Annotated in this window: 16 protein-coding genes; 5 read left to right on the top strand and 11 right to left on the bottom strand. The window is 71.4% G+C overall.

The features are described from left to right. The first annotated feature begins 105 nt into the window (after positions 1 to 105). Positions 106 to 711, top strand: coding sequence for a macro domain-containing protein (locus CCN37_RS05695; RefSeq protein WP_086819599.1), 606 nt, complete (start codon positions 106 to 108; stop codon positions 709 to 711). A 55-nt stretch (positions 712 to 766) separates the two neighbouring features. On the opposite strand, the gene CCN37_RS05690 is transcribed toward CCN37_RS05695, so the two are convergent. Then, positions 767 to 1,228, bottom strand: coding sequence for an Hsp20/alpha crystallin family protein (locus CCN37_RS05690; protein WP_086819598.1), 462 nt, complete (start codon positions 1,226 to 1,228; stop codon positions 767 to 769). Between the two features lie 101 nt (positions 1,229 to 1,329). Between CCN37_RS05690 and CCN37_RS05685 the strand changes: the two genes are divergently transcribed. After that, positions 1,330 to 1,980, top strand: a complete 651-nt coding sequence (locus tag CCN37_RS05685) for a response regulator transcription factor (protein ID WP_086819597.1) — start codon at positions 1,330 to 1,332, stop codon at positions 1,978 to 1,980. Here CCN37_RS05685 and CCN37_RS05680 read toward each other — a convergent pair. The 8 genes from CCN37_RS05680 to CCN37_RS05645 all read right to left on the bottom strand — a co-directional run bounded on the left by CCN37_RS05680 (position 1,949) and on the right by CCN37_RS05645 (position 12,852). After that, positions 1,949 to 3,076 (bottom strand): histidine kinase, encoded by a 1,128-nt coding sequence (locus CCN37_RS05680; protein WP_086819596.1) that lies wholly within the window; start codon positions 3,074 to 3,076, stop codon positions 1,949 to 1,951. The two genes, CCN37_RS05685 and CCN37_RS05680, sit on opposite strands and share 32 nt — an antisense overlap. Positions 3,077 to 3,086: 10 nt before the next feature. Further along, a complete protein-coding gene (cydD, locus tag CCN37_RS05675; RefSeq protein ID WP_086819595.1) occupies positions 3,087 to 6,353 on the bottom strand; it encodes a thiol reductant ABC exporter subunit CydD in 3,267 nt (1,088 codons plus the stop codon). Between the two features lie 80 nt (positions 6,354 to 6,433). Further along, entirely contained in the window at positions 6,434 to 7,441 is a 1,008-nt protein-coding gene (gene cydB / locus CCN37_RS05670) for a cytochrome d ubiquinol oxidase subunit II (protein WP_086819594.1), read from the bottom strand. An 11-nt stretch (positions 7,442 to 7,452) separates the two neighbouring features. Further along, positions 7,453 to 8,946 carry a cytochrome ubiquinol oxidase subunit I gene (locus CCN37_RS05665; RefSeq protein WP_086819593.1) on the bottom strand — a complete coding sequence of 498 codons (1,494 nt, stop codon included), beginning with the start codon at positions 8,944 to 8,946 and terminating at the stop codon, positions 7,453 to 7,455. Between the two features lie 116 nt (positions 8,947 to 9,062). Beyond that, complete coding sequence (locus CCN37_RS05660) at positions 9,063 to 10,040, bottom strand: sporulation protein (RefSeq protein WP_086819592.1); 978 nt, start codon at positions 10,038 to 10,040, stop codon at positions 9,063 to 9,065. A gap of 71 nt (positions 10,041 to 10,111) precedes the next feature. Continuing rightward, positions 10,112 to 10,741 carry a helix-turn-helix domain-containing protein gene (locus CCN37_RS05655; protein WP_210407885.1) on the bottom strand — a complete coding sequence of 210 codons (630 nt, stop codon included), beginning with the start codon at positions 10,739 to 10,741 and terminating at the stop codon, positions 10,112 to 10,114. 27 nt (positions 10,742 to 10,768) lie between these two features. After that, the gene (gene fahA / locus CCN37_RS05650; RefSeq protein WP_086819590.1) at positions 10,769 to 11,965 is read right to left on the bottom strand and encodes a fumarylacetoacetase; all 1,197 of its coding nucleotides are present in this window, start codon (positions 11,963 to 11,965) and stop codon (positions 10,769 to 10,771) included. After that, complete coding sequence (locus CCN37_RS05645) at positions 11,962 to 12,852, bottom strand: hypothetical protein (protein ID WP_086819589.1); 891 nt, start codon at positions 12,850 to 12,852, stop codon at positions 11,962 to 11,964. The genes fahA and CCN37_RS05645 overlap by 4 nt, the downstream gene beginning before the upstream one ends. An 80-nt stretch (positions 12,853 to 12,932) precedes the next feature. Here CCN37_RS05645 and CCN37_RS05640 point away from each other — a divergent pair, with 80 nt between their 5' ends. Further along, the gene (locus CCN37_RS05640) at positions 12,933 to 14,120 is read left to right on the top strand and encodes a homogentisate 1,2-dioxygenase (protein WP_086819588.1); all 1,188 of its coding nucleotides are present in this window, start codon (positions 12,933 to 12,935) and stop codon (positions 14,118 to 14,120) included. Here CCN37_RS05640 and CCN37_RS05635 read toward each other — a convergent pair. Together CCN37_RS05635 and CCN37_RS05630 are read right to left on the bottom strand one after the other, a co-directional pair. Beyond that, positions 14,078 to 15,145, bottom strand: coding sequence for a hypothetical protein (locus CCN37_RS05635; RefSeq protein WP_086819587.1), 1,068 nt, complete (start codon positions 15,143 to 15,145; stop codon positions 14,078 to 14,080). The two genes, CCN37_RS05640 and CCN37_RS05635, sit on opposite strands and share 43 nt — an antisense overlap. Positions 15,146 to 15,168: 23 nt before the next feature. Continuing rightward, positions 15,169 to 16,260 carry a hypothetical protein gene (locus tag CCN37_RS05630; RefSeq protein WP_143261440.1) on the bottom strand — a complete coding sequence of 364 codons (1,092 nt, stop codon included), beginning with the start codon at positions 16,258 to 16,260 and terminating at the stop codon, positions 15,169 to 15,171. 172 nt (positions 16,261 to 16,432) lie between these two features. Between CCN37_RS05630 and CCN37_RS05625 the strand changes: the two genes are divergently transcribed. Next, positions 16,433 to 17,158 (top strand): DUF2470 domain-containing protein, encoded by a 726-nt coding sequence (locus CCN37_RS05625; RefSeq protein ID WP_086819635.1) that lies wholly within the window; start codon positions 16,433 to 16,435, stop codon positions 17,156 to 17,158. A gap of 43 nt (positions 17,159 to 17,201) precedes the next feature. Beyond that, positions 17,202 to 18,014, top strand: a complete 813-nt coding sequence (locus CCN37_RS05620) for a CPBP family intramembrane glutamic endopeptidase (RefSeq protein ID WP_086819585.1) — start codon at positions 17,202 to 17,204, stop codon at positions 18,012 to 18,014. Positions 18,015 to 18,030 lie beyond the last annotated feature (16 nt).

The raw sequence follows: 18,030 nt of genomic DNA, 5'->3' as shown, positions 1-18,030 counted from the left end.
AGATCCAGGTGAGACGTGAAAGACATATCAACTCCCCTTCTCCGCTCTTGCAATGTTTCCCCCCTCTCAAGCGATGCTTGAACCGTGAGCGGCGATGCGGAACGCATGGACACGGCTGACCGACGGATCGACGAGAACTCCCCCGCGGTGATCCCCGCCCCTCGCCGCACCCCGCAGCTCGTGCTCTGCGCGGTCGAGGACGACCTGGCGCAGGCGTGGCTGGACATCGCGCGGGACCGGCCGGAGATCAGTGTGCACCGGGGCTCGATCCTGGAGTTGGACGTGGACGCGGTGGTCAGCCCGGCGAACTCCTACGGCTGGATGCGCGGCGGGATCGACGCCGTCTACTCGCAGGTGTTCCCGCAGATCGAGGAGACCGTGCGCCGGGCGGTGCTGACCTACCACGGCGGCGAGCTGCCGGTCGGCGAAGCGCTCGTGGTCCGCACCGGCCGCCCCATGCCCGCGTGGCTGGTGAGCGCGCCGACCATGCGCGAGCCCGGCGAGCGGCTGCCGAAGGACACCGTGCACCCCTACCTCGCGGCGCGCGCGGTGTTCCGGCTCTGGGCGAGCGGGCGGTTGGAGAGCGGCACGCCGTTGCGGCGCGCGGTCGGCGCGCTGGCCATACCCGGCCTGGGCACCGGCGTCGGCGGGGTCTCGCCCCAGGACTGCGCGCGGCAGGTCGCTGCGGCGTGGGACGAGGTCATGGCCTAGGAAAGGCGAAAGCGCCCTGGTGGGGGAGGTACCAGGGCGCCTTCGCGGGCGGGCGTCAGTTCTCGGTGCTGACAGCGCCACCCTCGATGCCGCGGACCTTGATCTTCGCGGGCTCGACGGGCTTGCGGACGACGCCGCGCACCCGGACCCGGAGCAGTCCGCGGTCGTAGTCTGCTTCGACGTTGTCGCCGGTCACGCCCTCCGGCAGGCGGAACTCCCTGCGGAACTCGCCGCCGCGCAGCTCGCGGAAGACCGCGCCGTCCTCGGCGCCCGCGTCGCGGTTGCCGCTGACGGTCAGCTTGCGCTCGCTGACCTCGACGTCGACACCGTTCTCGATGTCGATGCCGGGCAGCTCCAGCGTGATCACGACGTCCTCACCGTCACGGTGCACGTCGGCCGGGGGAACGAAGGCCCCGGCACGGGTGTTGACCCTGGTGGAGCGACGGGTCAGCAGGTCGAAGTCGGCGTCGATCTGCTTGATCAACGACGTGAACGGGTCGCGCACTGCGAGAGCCATCCGAATCCCTCCCTACGTATTCTGACTACCGGCTTTAGCACTCGGCGTCTATGAGTGCTAACGGACGACCCCCGCCGCTTGTTCCCAGTACCGTGTGACGTGTGACAACCCGGGTGCTGCTCGTCGACGACCACGAGGTGGTCCGCAGGGGACTGCGCGACCTGCTCGACTCCGAGGCCGACATCGAGGTGGTCGCCGAGGCGGGCACGGCCGAGGAGGCGGTGGTCCGCGCCCAGGCCGCGAGCCCCCGGGTCGCCGTGGTGGACATGCGCCTGCCCGACGGCGACGGCGTGACGCTCTGCCGCAGGCTGCGCGATCTCCCGGAACCGCCGTTCTGCCTGGTGCTGACCGCCTTCGACGACGAGCAGGCGCTGGTCGGCGCGATCCTCGCCGGGGCTTCGGGCTACCTGCTCAAGCAGGTGCGCGGCCAGGACCTGGTGACCGCCGTGCGCGAGGTCGCGGCCGGGCGCTCACTGCTGGACCCGCAGACCACCGCGCGCGTGCTGGAGCGGATGCGGCGCGAGGCGGCCGAGCCAGCCGACGAGCTGGCGGCGCTGACCGACCAGGAGCGCAAGGTGCTGGAGGCGATCGGCGAGGGCATGTCGAACCGCGAGATCGCGGAGCGGCTGTTCCTGGCCGAGAAGACGGTGAAGAACTACGTCACGTCCGTGCTCGCGAAGCTGCGCATGCAACGGCGCACCCAGGCCGCCGCGTGGATCGCTAAGCGAACGCGAGGGGAATCTCCCAAGTGACCCTGGTGCCGCTGCGCGCGGACGAGGTGATCCTGCACCGCCCGCCCGCCGCAACGGCTCGCTCTTCGAGGTGACGCAGCCCGCGCTTGGAGACGTCCTTCGGGATGCCGCAGCCGTCGTCGACGATCTCCAGCCGCAGCAACGAGTTCTTCCGCCGCACGCGCACGCTGACCGTGTGCGCCCCGGAGTGTCTGACCACATTGGACAGTGTCTCGCGCAGCGCCGCCCTCGCGTGGTCGGCGGCCTCCGACGGCACGCCGTCCAAGTCCCCTTTGACGTCCAGGCTCGGCGGGAAGCCCAGCAGCTCCCCCGCGATGTCCACCTCCGCGCGCACCGACCCGAGCAGGTCGGCGGGTGGTTCGGGGTCGGGCGAGCGCAGTGCGCGGACGGTGCCGCGCACCTCCTCGATGGTCTGGTCGAGCTGGTCGACGGCGTCGGCGATCCGCGCGGCGTCCGCTCGATCCAGGCGCGTCGCCAACCGCCGCCCCAGCAGGTCGAGCTGCATTCCGGCCGCGTAGAGCCGCTGCACGATCACGTCGTGCAGGTCGCGGGCGATGCGCTCCCGCTCCTCGTAGACGGCGACGCGCCGCCGGGCCGTCGCTCCTTCCGCGAGCACGAGCGCCAGCCCGGCCTGTGCGGCGAAGCTCGCGAGCAGGTCCACGGTGATCTTGCTGAACGGCTCCGCGCCTCTGCGTCGGTACACCGCCAGCGCGCCGAGGCGTCGCTCCCTCGTCCCGAACGGCGCGACCGCGAACGGCCCGTAGCCACGGAGCGCGGCGGGCACGAACGGCGCCGTGCGCGGGTCCACCACGAAGTCGTCCACCGCGACCGGCACGCCGCCCCGCGCCACGCGAGCCGCGGCTGAGCGAGCGGAGAGCGTGAGCCCCACCAGGCCGTCCGCGACGGGGTGCGCCGCCTCGACGGTCAGCCGGTCGTCCTCGGCGCGGACCGTGACGAGCCCCAGGTCCGCCTCGGCGAGCGCGGCGGCCCGCTGGACGACGAGCGGCAGCACTCCGTCCACGTCGTCGCCTTCGAGGGCGGCCGTGGTGATCTCGGTGGAGGCAGCGAGCGCGCGGGCCGCGAGCGTGGGGTCCACACTTGCCAGACTACGCATGCGCTGGCTCGTGCAGCAGCACGCGACCTGCGACTACCTCGATGAGGGCGTCTCCTTGACGGGCGTCGTCAAGTCGATGCGTCACGTGCACCACCGTCCGCCCCGCGAGCGCCGAGCGCAGCCGTCCGAGCACCTCGTCCGCTGTGCGCTCGTCGAGGTGCGACGTGGGTTCGTCGAGCAGCACCAGGTCCGCCTCATCGGCCGCGAGCAGCATCCGCGCCAGCGCGATCCGCTGTGCTTCGCCTCCGGAGACCGCCGCACCGCCCGCGCCGAGCAGCACGTCCAGGCGCTCCGTCCACTCGCTCATGCCCGCGCTCCGCAACGCTGCCCTCAGCTCGTCGTCGGTGGCGCGAGGCTTGGCGGGCAACAGGTTCTGCCTCAGCGTCGTCGACACCAGCTGCGCGTCCTGCGGGCACCAGGCAACGCGCTCCGGCACTTCGGCGCGCCCGGCGCTCGGGTCCAGGAAGCCGAGCAGCAACGCCAGCAAGGTCGACTTCCCGCTCCCCGACTCCCCCACAACGACGTTGTAGCTGCCGCGCTTGACCTCCAGGTCAACATCGCGCAGCACCTCGTTGCCCGCCCACCCGACGTTGACGCCGTGCAGCCGGACACGGCCCGCAGTCCTGTGAACGCGCTTCACGGGCTCCGAGGTCGTGTCGGCGCGCACGTGATGGGTGCGGAGCGCGCGGAACTGCTGGAACGCGGGCGGCAACAGGGCGAGCGCTTCTGCCGTGGCGAGCGGGATCAGGGCCAGCACCGGGACGAGCAGCGGGTCGATCCCGGCCGCCGCGCCGAGCACGATGCCCGCGAGCGCGGTGAAGCCGGTCGCGAGAACGATCACCGCGTTGGCCGCGCCGACGCCGAGCGCTTGGCGGCGCGACCGCACCGCCAGCTCGGCATCGACCTTCGCCAGGTCCGCGCGCCGATCGTGGTGCGCGCCAAAGGAAATCAGGTCCGCCGACGCTTCGAGCAGCACGAGGACCTTCGAGCTCACGTCGCGGCGTCCGTTGGCCAGCGCGACCGACGCGCGCCGCTCCACCACCAACGCCGTCACCGGCGCGAGGACCGCAGCGACGCCCAACACCAGCAGCGCCACCAATCCCGCTTCCGGCAAGATCATTGCTTCAACCGCGACCGCCGTCGCGAGCACCGCGATCGAGACCAGTGGTGGCACGAGCACGCGCGGCACCAGGTCGCGGATCGTGTCCGTGTCCTCCGCGAGGCGCTGGGCGGCTTCGCGGTCGATCCGCGCGGGCCCCAGTGCCACCAACGTTTCCCACAACCGCACGCGGAGCCCGCTCGCGAGGCGGAATGCCGCGTCGTGCGACACGAGACGTTCGAGGTAGCGCAGCACCGCGCGCCCGATGCCGAACGCGCGCACCGCGACGACCGTGACCGTGAGTGTCAGGATCGGCGGCTGCTGCGACGCTTTCGCGATCAGCCAGGCCGAGAACGCCGTCAGCGCGATGCCGCTGCACAGCGCCGCCGCCCCAATCAGCGCTCCGCCGAAGGACCGTGCGGTGATCAGCTCACGAAGAGGCGCTGGCCGGTGCGGACGACCTCGTTGGGTGGTCGCCCGCACCGTGCCCTCACCGCCGGCGTCGAGTTCGGCGGCGGGATCGTGGGTGCGGTGCGCGGCGAGCAGCACCGCGACACCGCGCTGGGCGGCTTCGTGCACAGATGCCATGACGCGCTGAGCCGTCGCCGCGTCGAGGTGCGCCGTCGGCTCGTCCAGCAACAGGATTCGCGCGCCCCGGTTCACTCGCAGCAGTGCCCGCGCGATCGCGACGCGCTGCCGCTCGCCGAGAGAGAGTTCGTCCACGTCGCGGAAGCGGAGGTGCAGTGCCGCAGCGGAGTCCAGCGCTTCCGCCAGCTCTTCGGCCGTCGGGTCGAGCACCGCCAACGCGAGTTCCTGGGCCACCGTGCCCGCCGCGAACGCCGGGCGCTGCGGCACCCAGGCGATCTGCTCGCGCCACGTTCGAATGTCCACAGTGGACAGATCTGTGCCGTCAACGGTGATCGTGCCCGAATCCGGTTTCACGAAGCCCAGCAGCACGCCGAGCGCCGTGGACTTCCCCGCTCCGCTCGGCAGGTCCAGGCGCGTGATCTCGCCCGGCCGCAACGTGAAGCTCAGCCCGTCCGGCGCGTACTTCCCCCGCCGCACGACCCGCAGTTCGTCCACCACCACTTCGCGCCCGAACGCCACGCGAGCATCCGCGCCCGATCTCGCGCCGCTGCTCGCTCCGGTCCCACTCGTCCTCGTGCCCGACACTCCGGCGCACGCGCTCGTTCCTTCGCCGCTCGCGCTGGCCGTCGCGCGCGCATCTCCACTGCTCGCCGCGTCCGAGGTGATCTCCGCGACGCGGCGCACCGCCTCCACGCCGTCTTCGCTCGCGTGGTGCGCCGCACCCGCCGCGCGCAACGGCAGGTAGCACTCCGGCGCGAGGATCAGCGCGAACAGGCCGACCGCGAGCGTCAGGTCACCCGAAACCAACCGCACGCCAACGAAGACCGCCACGACCGCGACCGAGATCGTCGCGATCAGCTCCAGCACGAACGCCGACGCGAACGCCACGCGCAACGTCGCGCCGGTGGCCCTGCGGTGCGCCTCCCCCACGCGGCGCACCGCCTCCGCCTGCGCCGCGGCGCGCCGCAGCGAGGTCAGCACGGGCAGCGCGCGCACGAGTTCGAGCAGGTGGCCGGACAGGCGCTCGTTGGCGTCGGCGGCGCGGGCGACCTGGTCCTCCGTGTGCTTGCCGACCAAGATCGCGAACACGGGCATCAGCGGGATCGTGAGCGCGACGATCACGGCGGACACCCAGTCGGAGAACAGGATCGACGCACCGACGACGAGCGGCGTCGCGACCGCGGACAGCAACGCGGGCAGGTAGCGGGTGAAGTACGCGTCCAGTGCGTCCAGGCCACGTGTGGTGAGCGTGGTCAGCTCAGCGGCGCCACGGCCGGTGATCCACTCCGGCCCACGGGCGAGCGCGGAGTCCAACGCCTGCGCGCGCAGCTCCTCCTTCGCGCCCGCCGCGGCACGCGCAGCGACGGCTTCCGTGGCCCACGCCAGTGCCGCGCGCGCGACGACCGCGCCCGCGAGCACGAGGAGCGGGAAGCGCAGCGCGTCCGAAGTGCCACCGGCCACCACGCTCGCCAGGGCGGTGGCGATGGCCCATGCCTGGGCGACCAGGGCGATGGCGGTGAGCACCGACAGCACTCCGGTCACGGCCAGGGCCCGCCGCGCCGACACCGACATTCTCGGCAACGAACCGAGGGGACCGCGCGTTCCCGTTTTCGCGGAGTCCACGCTGGTGGGGAGTGGTGCGTCTGGGGTGCTCATGGCACGTGCACCGGGGGGATGTGCGCGGTGCTGATCCGCTTGCGGAAAACCCAGTACGTCCAGGCCTGATAGACGAGAACGGCGGGAGTGCCGAAAAGCGCAACCCAGCTCATTACGCCGAGCGTGTAAGGACTGGAGGCCGCATTGCTCACGGTCAGTGAGTTGGCGGCGTCGAGGGTGGACGGGAGGACGTCCGGGAAGAGCGCGCCGAACAGGACGACGACCGTCGACGCCAGCGCGATGCCCAGCCCGGCGAACGCCTGCCCCTCACGCCCAACGCGCAGGCGCAGCAGCGCGACGACGACCGCGACGAGCGCCAACACCACAGGAGCGACGGTCCACGTGAAGCCCTCGCGCGACTGCACGAGAACCAACAGCGCCACCAGCGGCAACAACGCGACAGGCGCAACACGAAGCGCCAAACGCCTTGCGCGAGAACGGATCTCGCCATCGGTCTTGAGCGACAGGAACACCGCGCCGTGCACGAGCGCGAAGCCCGCCACGGCCACGGCACCGAGCAGCGCGGGCCACTGGAACGCCGCGAAGGCCGAGCCGACGCGGTCGCCGCGCGCGTCCAAGGGGAGCCCGAAGACGTTGGTGGACAACACGAGCCCGACGCCGAGCGCGGGAACCCACGAGCCGATGACGATCACGCGGTCCCAGTTGCGGCGCCACCGCACGGAGTCGACCTTGCCGCGGTACTCGAACGCGACACCGCGGCCGATCAGGGCTAGCAGCACGAACAGCAGCGGCAGGTAGGCGGCGCTGAACAGTGACGCGTACCAGTTGGGGAACGCCGCGAAGGTGGCACCGGCCGCGACGAGCAGCCACACCTCGTTGCCGTCCCACACCGGGCCGATCGTGTTGATCAGCACGCGGCGCTCGGTGTCGTCGCGGCCGAGCACGGGCAACAGCATGCCGACGCCGAAGTCGAAGCCCTCCAGGAACAGGTAGCCCAGCCACAGCAGGGCGATGATCACGAACCAGATGACCGGCAAGTCCACTGTGGACACTCCTAGTAGGCGAAGGCCAGCGTGTCGGAGGAGGAATCCGACGGGGGCTTGGACGGCGGCATGACGCCCTCCACCCCGGCGCGGATGAACCGCCGCAGCAGGAACACCTCGACGACCGCGAGCACCCCGTACACGGTGGTCAGCGCGATCAGCGAGAACAGCGCCTCGCCGACGGTGACCCCGGCCGAGACCGCCTGCGCCGTGTACATCCACACCCCGTCGACGCCGGTGGGGTTGGGCGCGACGACGAACGGCTGGCGGCCCATCTCGGTGAAGATCCAGCCGAAGCTGTTGGCCAGGAACGGGGTCGCGATCGCCAGCAGCGCGGCGGGTGCGAACCACCTGCTGCGCGGCACGCGCTGGCGCCGGGTCAACCACAGCGCGAGCGCGGCACCCGCGGCGGCGATCGCGCCGAAGCCGATCATGAGGCGGAAGCCCCAGTAGGTCACCGGGAGGTTGGGCACGTAGTCGATGGGCTGGCCGGACAGCTCGCCGAGCCGCTCATCGACCGGGTAGTTCGCGCCGTAGCGCGCCTGATACTCACCGACGAGCTGGTCGATCCCCTTGACCTCGCTGTCGAAGTCGCTGTTGGCCAGGAAGGACAGCAGCGCGGGCACGGTGATGCTCTTGACGTTCTCGCAGTCCGGGCGCTGCACGTCACCGTAGGCGAACACCGAGAACCCGGCCGGTTTTTCGGTGTGGCACAACGCTTCCGCCGCGGCCATCTTCATCGGCTGCTGCTCGAACATGAGCTTGCTCTGGAGATCACCCGACACAGCGAGCGCCGCGAACGCGACGACACCGACCCACCCGCCGAAGCGCAGTGACGCGAACCAGACCTTGCGGTCGGGGTCGTCGGCCGGAGTGTCTCGGTGCTTGCGGGCCAAGTGCCACGCGGCGATGCCGACGAGGAACGTGCCCGCGACGGCGAAGCAGCCCGCGATGGTGTGCGGGAACGCGGCGAGCACGGTGGAGTTGGTCAGCAGCTCCCAGATCGAGTTGAGCTGGGGCTTGCCGTTGACGTACTCGATGCCGACCGGGTGCTGCATCCACGAGTTGGCGGCGAGGATGAAGTACGCGGAAGCCATGGTGGCCAAGGAGAAGGCCCAGATGCACGCGAGGTGAACGCGCTTGGACAGCCGCTCCCAGCCGAAGATCCACAGGCCGAGGAAGGTGGACTCGACGAAGAAGGCGAGCAGGCCCTCCATGGCCAGCGGCGCCCCGAAGACGTCACCGACGAAGCGCGAGTAGGCGCTCCAGTTCATCCCGAACTGGAACTCCTGGACGATGCCGGTGACCACGCCCATGGCGAAGTTGATCAGCATCAACTTGCCCCAGAACTTGGTCATCTTCAGGTACTGGGGCTTGCCCGTGCGGTACCAGGCGGTCTGCATGACCGCGACCAGCAGGGCCAGTCCGATGGTCAGCGGGACCATCAGGAAGTGGTAGACGGTGGTGACGCCGAACTGCCACCTGGCGATGTCGAGTACGTCCACGGGTCAACCGTGCCCTGCCGAGCCCGCTGATCAGCAGGTCAACACGTCCCCTGTCGCCCGACCGAGGGTCCCCCGCCCACGGGACCTAGGTCCTGCGGGCGGGGCGGGAAGACCTGTCAGCCCTCGTCCTCGTCGCCGAAGAAGGACTCGCCGACGTCCTCGAAGACCTCGCCGAGCACCATGCCGCCGACCACACCGGCCGCACCGGCGGCGACCATGCCACCGACGCCCATGCCGCCGCGCCCACCGTGGTGCCCGTCGTGGTGCCCGTGGTGGCCCTCGTAACCGTGATGACCACCGTGGTGCCCGTGGTGGGACTGGCGCCGCGAGGCGATCTCGTGCAGCCAGCCGTCGATCATCCCGGCCCAGTCGGCGCTCATCGAGTCCTGGTGGGAGAGCTGGAAGCGGCCGAAGGCGTCCTGCCCGGAGCTGAAGAAACCGCCGCGCTTGTCCGCCTCCAGCACCACGGCCATGCCGTGCGCGTCGGCGACGAAGGTCAGCTCGATCTCGTTGATCCGCCCGGCGAACTGGTGCGGCGGCAGGAACTCGATCTCCTGGAAGAACGGCAGCTGCTGGTGCAGGCCCGCGATGCGGCCGTGCTCGACGTCGGCGCTGCGGAAGCGGAAGCCCAGCTCGCCGAAGGCGTCCAGGACGCGCTCCTGGGCGGGCAGCGGGTGCACGAACACCGGGTCGAGGTCGCCCTTGTCCACGGCGCTGGCCACGGCCAGCTCGGTGCGCAGGCCGATGGTCATCCCCGGCAGACGCTGGCCGTAGACGTCGGTCACCGGGGTTTCCCACGGCACCTGGAACTGGAACGGGATGTTCCGGTTCTCCTTGGCGGACAAGCGGAAGCGGCCCTGGACGACGAGGCGGTGGAACTCGGCGTTGACGTTGCGCTCGTGGTCGCCGTGCTCGGACTCCACGCGGGTGACCAGGCCGAGCACGACCTGCTCGATCTCCACGTCGCGGTCGCCGCCCTGGATGCGGACCTCACCGCTCAGCACGCCGCCCGGCTGGGTGTTCGGGTCGAACAGCACAGTGTCGACGGACGGGCCGCCGATGCCGAGCGCGCCGAGCAGCTTCTTGAAGACCACCGAGATCCCCCTCTGTGAAGGAAAAGCCATGTCGGCCGCTCAACGCACGGGGACTTCACAAAGTGCCCGGTTCACCGCAAAGCGGCCGCGACCTCCGCGGCGGCTGCCACAACGATGGGCCCGACCTCGGCGCTGACCAGGGTTTCCATCGAGACCACACCGACGCTGGCGCGCAGCCCGACGACGCCGCGAACCGGTGCGGCGACACCGAAAGCCCCAGGTTGCAGCTCGCCGGAGGTCGCGACCCACCCCTCGCTGTCCGGCGGGAGGTTCAGGCACTTGCCAGCTGCTCCGCGCTGCACGGAATGGCGGGTGCCCACCCGGTAGGCCACGTGATAGGCCGTCCACGTGGGTTCGACGACCGCGACGGCCTGCGCCTCGCTGCCGTCGGCGACGGTCAGGTGCGCGGTCGCGCCGACCCGCTCCGCCAGGGAGCGCAGAGCGGGCAGCGCGGCGAAGCGCAGCTGCGGCATGACCCGTCCGGCCAGGCGCAGCACGCCGAGCCCGAGGCGCACGCGCGAGCCCTCCCTGCGCACCAGTCCCCTGGCCTGCAACGGCACCAGCAGCCGGTAGACGGCGGCGCGGCTCGCGCCGATCGCCGCCGCCAGGTCGCTGATGCTCGGCGCCTCGGTGTCCGCGTCGGCCACCGCCTGGAGCAGGGCCAGGCCCCGCTCCAGGGTCAGTGAGCTCTCTCTCGGCACGCCCGCCGCAGCGCCTGAGGTCACCGCTCAGTCCACCGGAGCCGCGTGCACGGTGCCGCTCACCTCGGCGAACCCGACGACGGAGCCGTCGGGTCCCGGTGCGGTGGCTGTGATCACCACGGTGTCCCCGTCCTCCAGGAAGCTGCGCTCGGTCCCGTCGTCGAGCAGGACCGGCTCCTTGCCGCCCCACGACAGCTCCAGGAAGCTGCCGCGCTCCTGCTTCTCCGGTCCCGAGACGGTGCCGGAGGCGAACAGGTCGCCGGGGCGGACGGTGGCGCCGTTGACGGTCATGTGCGCGAGCTGCTGCGCGCAGGTCCACGCCATCGTCGCGAACGGCGGACGGCTGACCAGCGTGCCGTTCCACCGCACTTCCAGCTGGAGGTCCAGGCCGAGCGGCCGGTCCTCCACCAGGTAGTCCTGGAGCTCGTTGCCCAGCGGCGGCGGGACCACCCTGGCCTGGGACAGCGCGTCCAGCGGGGTGATCCACGCGCCGACCGAGGTCAGGAAGGACTTGGCCAGGAACGGGCCGAGCGGCACGTACTCCCAGGCCTGGAGGTCGCGGGCGGACCAGTCGTTGACCAGCGCGACGCCGAAGATGTGCTCCGGCGCCTTGTTCACCGAGACCCGCGAGGTGGCGGGGCCGCCGCAGACGAAGCCGACCTCGGCCTCGATGTCGAGCCGGGTGCTGGGCCCGTAGACCGGCGCGGGGTCGTTGGGGCCCTTGCGCTGGCCGTTGGGGCGGATGACGTCCGTTCCGGAGACCACGACGGTCCCGGCGCGGCCGTGGTAGCCGACGGGCAGGTGCGTCCAGTTCGGCAGCAGCGGGTCGCCGTCGGGCCGGAACATCCGGCCGACGTTCTCCGCGTGGTGCCGCGAGGAGTAGAAGTCGACGTAGTCGGCCACCGTGAACGGCAGCCGGTTGGTGACCTCGCTCAGCGGCAGCAGCTTGGCGCACCTGGGCGCCGAGCCCGCGGTGACCAGTTCGGTCAGCCGCGCGCGCAGCTCGCTCCACACCGGCCTTCCCGCGGCGAGAACGGCGTCCAGGGAGTCGGCAGCGACCAGCTCCTCCAGCCGCTCGCTGAAGGAGCCCGCGATCGGGCGCAGCGGCAGCGCGTGGTCGCCCACCCGCACCGCGACGCCCTGACCGTCCACGACGCCGTAGGGCAGCGTCTGCGGCCCGAAGGGGTGGTCGGGGCCGAAGGCCGGATCTTCGATCCAACTCACAGCAGCCCCAGTCCCTTCAGGTCCTCGACGGGCTCGGTCAGCGAGCACGAGCCGTAGGAGGCGAACACGCCGCGGACGGCGTGCGCGGCGGCCTCGTTGAGGCTGCCCGCCTCCTCGGCGAGCGCTTCGGGGTCCTCGCTGGCCAGCGCCGCCCGCGCGTCCCCACCGGAGAGCGTTCGGGCGGTGGCGACGAGCAGGTTGAGGAAGCCGTGGTGCTGGAAGCCGGTGTTCTCGTCGACGTGCCGGATCGCGTTGTGCAGCCCGGCGGTGGCCTTGAACGGCACCCCGGCGCTGCTGCTGACGGCGAGGAAGTCGGCGACCTCGTTGACGCCGGGGAAGGCGTCGGAGGTCATGCCGCCGCAGCGCAGCTTGGGCCAGCTGCCGTGGTCGGCGACCCTGCGCACGCTGGCCAGCCACTCCTCGTGGCTGATGGTGCCGTTGGTGGTGCCGGGCCGCCGGGGTTCGACGACGCGGATGACGTCTTCGGGGACGAACTCGGAGACGCGCTCCAGCCAGACGTCGTCGACGTCGGAGGGGGCGGGCATCTCGACCATGCGCAGCGCCAACAGCTCGCTGCGCGATTCGACGATGGAAACGGCCTTGGGTACACCGCCGAGGCCCGTGTCGATCACCAGTGACAGGCCGACCGGCTTGGCCGGCTTCGCCTTGATCAGCTCGGTGATCAGCTCGGGCAACCGGGACGCCGGGCAGAGGAACAACCCGATCATTCCGGCCCAGTTCTCCGAGCGGGAGTCCAGGTGGTGACGCACCGCGTCCGCCATCGGGGCCTCACCCGGTGGGAACAGAGCCGCGTCATCAACCAGTCGGGCTAGCAGGGGCGGTGTGCCGCGCGGACCGGGCGCGCGGAGCTCCTCGACGCTTGACACGCCTGACACGCTAGTGGCGTCTACCTCAACGAACAAAAATGTCCGCTATTCGGACACCTGGGAGAGGGGCCGAAACCGCGATGCCGTACTACCGCACGGTGGGGGAACTACCCCGAAAGCGCCACACCCAGTTCCGCAAGCCGGACGGCGGTCTCTACGCCGAGGAGCTGATGGGCGTCGAGGGTTTCTCCTCCGATTCCGCCCTGCTCTACCACCGGTTCCTGCCGACCGCGATCGTCAACGCGGAGACGGTGGAGGACACCAGGGGCGGCACCGTCGCGAACCTCCCGTTGAAGCCGAGGCACTTCCGCACGCAGGACCTGAAGTGGGACGAGCCCGACCGCGTCGACGCGGTGACCGGGCGGCGGCTGCTCTTCGGCAACTCCGACGTCGCGATCTGCTTCGTCGCGGCGAACGAGACGAGCCCGCTGTACCGCAACGCCTTCGGCGACGAGCTGCTGTACGTGCAGACCGGCGCGGGCACCCTGGAGACGATCTACGGCGCGCTGAAGGTCGGCGTCGGCGACTACGTGGTGATCCCGACCTCGTGCACCTACCGGATCGTGCCGGAGGGCGATGAGGAGCTGCGGCTGTTCGTGCTGGAGGCGACCGGCCACATCGGTCCGCCCAAGCGCTACCTGTCCAAGAAGGGCCAGTTCCTGGAGCACTCGCCGTACTGCGAGCGCGACATCCGGGTCCCGACCGCTCCCCTGCTGGTCGATGGCGAAGACGTTCCGGTGCTCGTCCGGCACCGCGCGGGCCTGACGCGGATGACCTACGCCAACCACCCGTTCGACGTGGTGGGCTGGGACGGCTGCCTCTACCCGTGGGTGTTCAACATCGAGGACTTCGAGCCGATCACCGGTCGCCTGCACCAGCCGCCGCCCGTGCACCAGACCTTCGAGGGCCCGAACTTCGTGGTGTGCTCGTTCTGCCCGCGCAAGGTCGACTACCACCCGCTCGCGGTGCCGGTGCCGTACAACCACGCCAACGTCGACTCCGACGAGCTGATGTTCTACGTCGGTGGCAACTACGAGGCGCGCAAGGGCTCCGGCATCGGCCTGGGGTCGCTGTCGCTGCACCCCTCGGGCTGCGCGCACGGGCCGCAGCCGGGAGCCGCCGAGGCCTCGCTGGGCGCCGAGCGCTTCGACGAGACCGCGGTCATGGTCGACACGTTCCGCCCGCTCAACCTCGGCGAGGCGGCTCAGGTCAGCGAGGACCCCCGCTACGCCTGGACCTGGGCGCGGCGCGGTCCCGACTGGACCTGATCGGCCACAGCGATGACCGGGCTGCCCGGGGCGCCGATCGCGAAGGTCGCCCCGGGCTCGCCCGCGATCCACACCGTGCCCGTGTTGCGGACGTACTCGGCGACGTCGAAGCCCAGCAGCGGCAGGCGCACAGGAGTCCGCTCGCCGTTCGGCAGGGTCAGCGTCGCGGCACCGTCGGCGAAGCCGCGCGCGTTCGGATTCCACGGCTCGTCGAGTTCGGCGGGCACGCGCTGCCACGGGCCCGCGTCCAGCAGCTCGTCGAGCTTCACCCAGCTGCCGAGCCGTTTGCGCGCGCGGAGAAACAGCGCTCCGGCGATCGGCACGGTGACCGCGCTGACCGCCGCGAGCACGAGTTCTCCGGTCCACAGAGCCGAGATCAGCACACCGAGCCCGATCGCCAGCGTGATCTTCGCGGGCGCGTAGAGCTGCCGGGAGTACCGCAGCAGCAGCCGGGCGGCGCCCGAGGTGACGACGTCCGCCGACGCGGGTGCCTGCGGGTCGTAGGCGGAGATCGCCGTGACCGGCACGTCGGGGCGCTCCGGCACCACGCGCGCGGGCAACGGCGTGCGCACGTCGGCGAGGTGCACCGCGACCCACCCGCGCTCGTCCGGTCCGACGATCCACACCTGCTCAGCCCGCCCGAGGGCTTGCAACAGCGGGTGCACGGCGGCGGCCGTGAGCCGGACGTGCAGCACGCGCTTGGACTCCAGCTCCAGGAACCGGCCCCGCACCGCGCGCACCTCGACGGGACGCCAGGGCTCGGCGTCGAACATCCGCGTGGCGGCGCGCAGCCATCGGCCGACCGTCATGTGCTGGGCGAGCACGAAGACCGTGATCACCAGCGCGAGCGCCAGGATCGGCACCGTGGCCAATCTCCTGGCGTCGGAGGCGAACGCGTACGCGCAGAGCAGCCACATGGCCGCGGCGCTCAGCCAGAGGACCCGCAGTTGCCGCCGGGCGGCGCGCATCGCGAGGTCGAGGTAGCGCAGCCCGGACGCGGGTCCGGCGGTCGGTGGAGGTGGCACGCGAGGAAGGTAGCCCGCTCAGCTCACAAGCGGGCGAGGTCGACCAATGGGTAGCCGGGCACTCCGATGGCGCTGTCCGATCCTGGTCGCGGCATCCCGGCGAACCACATCGTGCCGGTGGCCCGTGTGTACTCGACGACGTCGCAGCTGACCATGGGCAGCGCCACCGCGACGGTCTGCCCGGACGGCAGGCGCACCTTCGCGCTGCCGTTGCCGGAACCGCGCGCGTTCGGCTGCCAGGGCTCGTCGATCTTCGCGGGCAGCCGGGTCCACGTGCCCGCCGCGAGCAGTTCGGGCAGCGGCTTCCACACGGCCAGCGGGCGGGCGGCGAGCACCAGCGGCACCGCGCCGATCACGCACAGCGCCAGCAGCGCCGCTCCGACCAGCGGCCCGCCGAGCAGCCAGGCGACGGCGAGCGCCACCAGGCCGAGCCCGACGACGGCGCCCGCGGCGGCCTGACCGCGCCCGGTTGCCCCAGCCTTGAGTTTCGCTTGGCCCGCAACGACGAAGTCCTCGGCGGCGGGCGCGTCCGGGCCCGTGATCGGGGCCTCGGGCAGCACCGGGTTGGCCGGGCGCGCCTTGCCCTTCTCCAGCTTCCCGCCGAGCGGCGAGTGCAGCCCTGGGGTGACCAGCACCGCCCATCCGTTCTTGTCCGGGCCGACGACCCACACGTTCCTGGTGCGGGCGAGCACCTCGCGGATGAGGCCGGGCATGCCGAGGGTGCGCAGCCGGAAGGTGTCCCCGTCCTGCTCGGTCACGGTCATCATCAGCGTGTTGCGGCCCGCCTGCTCCAGCTCCGCCGTCGCCGGGCGCCAGGTGCCCTCCGGCAGCAGCCGCCCGGTGGCGCGGGTCCAGCCGTCCAGCATCAGCAGCAGGTCGATGGCCATCGCCACGAACAGGCTCACCGAGATCCACACGATTGCCTGGACGAAGCCGGAGACGTCGGCGAGGCTGGCCGCGGTGGCCCCGCCGACGAGCACGGCGAGGACGAGCCACCAGCTCAGCAGCTGGCGCTTCATCAGCCGGATCGCCATCCGCAGGTGCGGCGTCTCAGCCGCTGGACGGTCGGTCGGAGGGGCCGGAACGGACTGCGCTGCAGCTTGGCTGGGGTGCACGCCCCCATGGTGGCTGCTGGAGGGCCGGAAGTGAGCCCCTGAATCAGCAGCACTGAACGGGGCCCTTCCCCCTATCCCGAACACAGGTTAGGCTCACCTAAGTCGGAGGTGAGCGGTGAACGTCGAGACCACCAAGGCTCCTACGCCGAACGCGGCGGAGCGGGCCAGGAGCATGGCGACCCGGGGTGGCCCCGCGGTGCTGATGCCGACCCAGCACGCTGACCCCGTGCGGGTCGAACCACTGCTGCACCACGTGCACGCGGACGGGACGACAGCGCTGCTGATGCCCGCGCACCACGAACTGGTCGGCCTCGCGTGGCAGTCGCCGAGGGGCGAGCTGACCGCGATGCTGGAGATCACCGACTCGGCCCCGGTCCGGTTGCGGGAACCGGTCCGGGGCCTGCTGTGGCTGACCGGCTGGTTGCAGGCGCTCGACCCGGCGGAGTCGCGGGCCGAGGCGCTCGCGGTCGCCGAGCGCAGGCCGGACCACCGGCTGCTCGACGTCGGGCACGGCGCGGTGATGCTGCGCCTGGTCCCGGCCTCGCTGGTGCTCGCCGACGCGGAGGGCACCGCATCGGTGGAGCCCGCCGAGTTCACCGACGCCCGGCCGGACCCGTTCTGCCTGATGGAGACGGGGTGGCTGCGGCACCTGGAGTCCGCGCACGGCGACGTGGTCGGCCAGCTCGCCAAGCACATCCCGGACGAGCTGCGCAGCGGTCACGTGCGCCCGCTCGGCCTGGACCGCTACGGGCTGCGGCTGCGGGTGGAGTCGATCACCGGCGACCACGACGTGCGGCTGGCCTTCTCCCAGCCCGTGCACGACGCGCGCCAGTTGGCCGCCGAACTCCGCCGCCTCGTCGGCTGCCCGTTCCTCGCCCAGACCTACGAGGGCCACTAGCACCGCAACGCGAAACGCACGTCGGTCCCAGTAGCGTGCGCTGGTGAGCAACCGCCTGCGTTCCTGGCTGGCTCCGGCGCGGCCGGACGGCATCGAGACGATCACCGATCCGGCGCGGCGGCGGGCCGTGGTCCTCGAAGTGCTGCTGGTCTTCTCGATCACCTTCGGGCTCTCCGGCGCGCGCAGCCTGCTGTCGCTGCTGAACTCGCTGATGCAGCCGGTTCCGCTGAGCCAGCAGTCGGTCGCGCTCAACACCTCGCGCTCGGAGCTGGGCCTGATCGACCTGCTCTACCAGCTGCTCGGCGTGACGCAGCTGCTCGCGTGGGGCACGCTCGGGGTGTACCTGCTCTACCGCGCCGGTGTCCGGCTGAGCAGCATCGGGCTCGACCGCACGCGCCGCGGCCGCGACCTCGCGTCCGGGTTCGGTCTCGCGGCGCTGATCGGTGTGCCGGGCCTGGTGTTCTACCTGGTGGTGCGGGCGATCGGGCTGAACCTCACGGTCATGCCGAGCACGCTGAACGACGTGTGGTGGCGCGCCCCGGTGCTGATCCTGTCGGCGATCGCGAACTCGTGGGCCGAGGAGGTGCTGGTCGTCGGCTACCTCATCACCAGGCTGCGCCAGCTCGGCTGGAGCGAGAACCGCTCACTGCTGCTGTCCTCGGTGCTGCGCGGCAGCTACCACCTCTACCAGGGCTTCGGCGGGTTCGTCGGCAACATCGTGATGGGCCTGGTCTACGGCCGGTTCTGGCAGCGCTCGCAGCGGCTGTGGGCCTTGATCGCGGCGCACGCGCTCATCGACACCGTGGCCTTCGTGGGCTACGCGCTGCTGAAGGGCGTCGTGCCCTGGCTGCCCTAGCTGTTTTACGGCGGGC

Origin of the sequence: Allokutzneria sp. NRRL B-24872, assembly GCF_002155965.1 — a bacterium.
Classification (GTDB): domain Bacteria; phylum Actinomycetota; class Actinomycetes; order Mycobacteriales; family Pseudonocardiaceae; genus Allokutzneria.
This window is presented reverse-complemented; position numbering and strand designations above follow the sequence as displayed.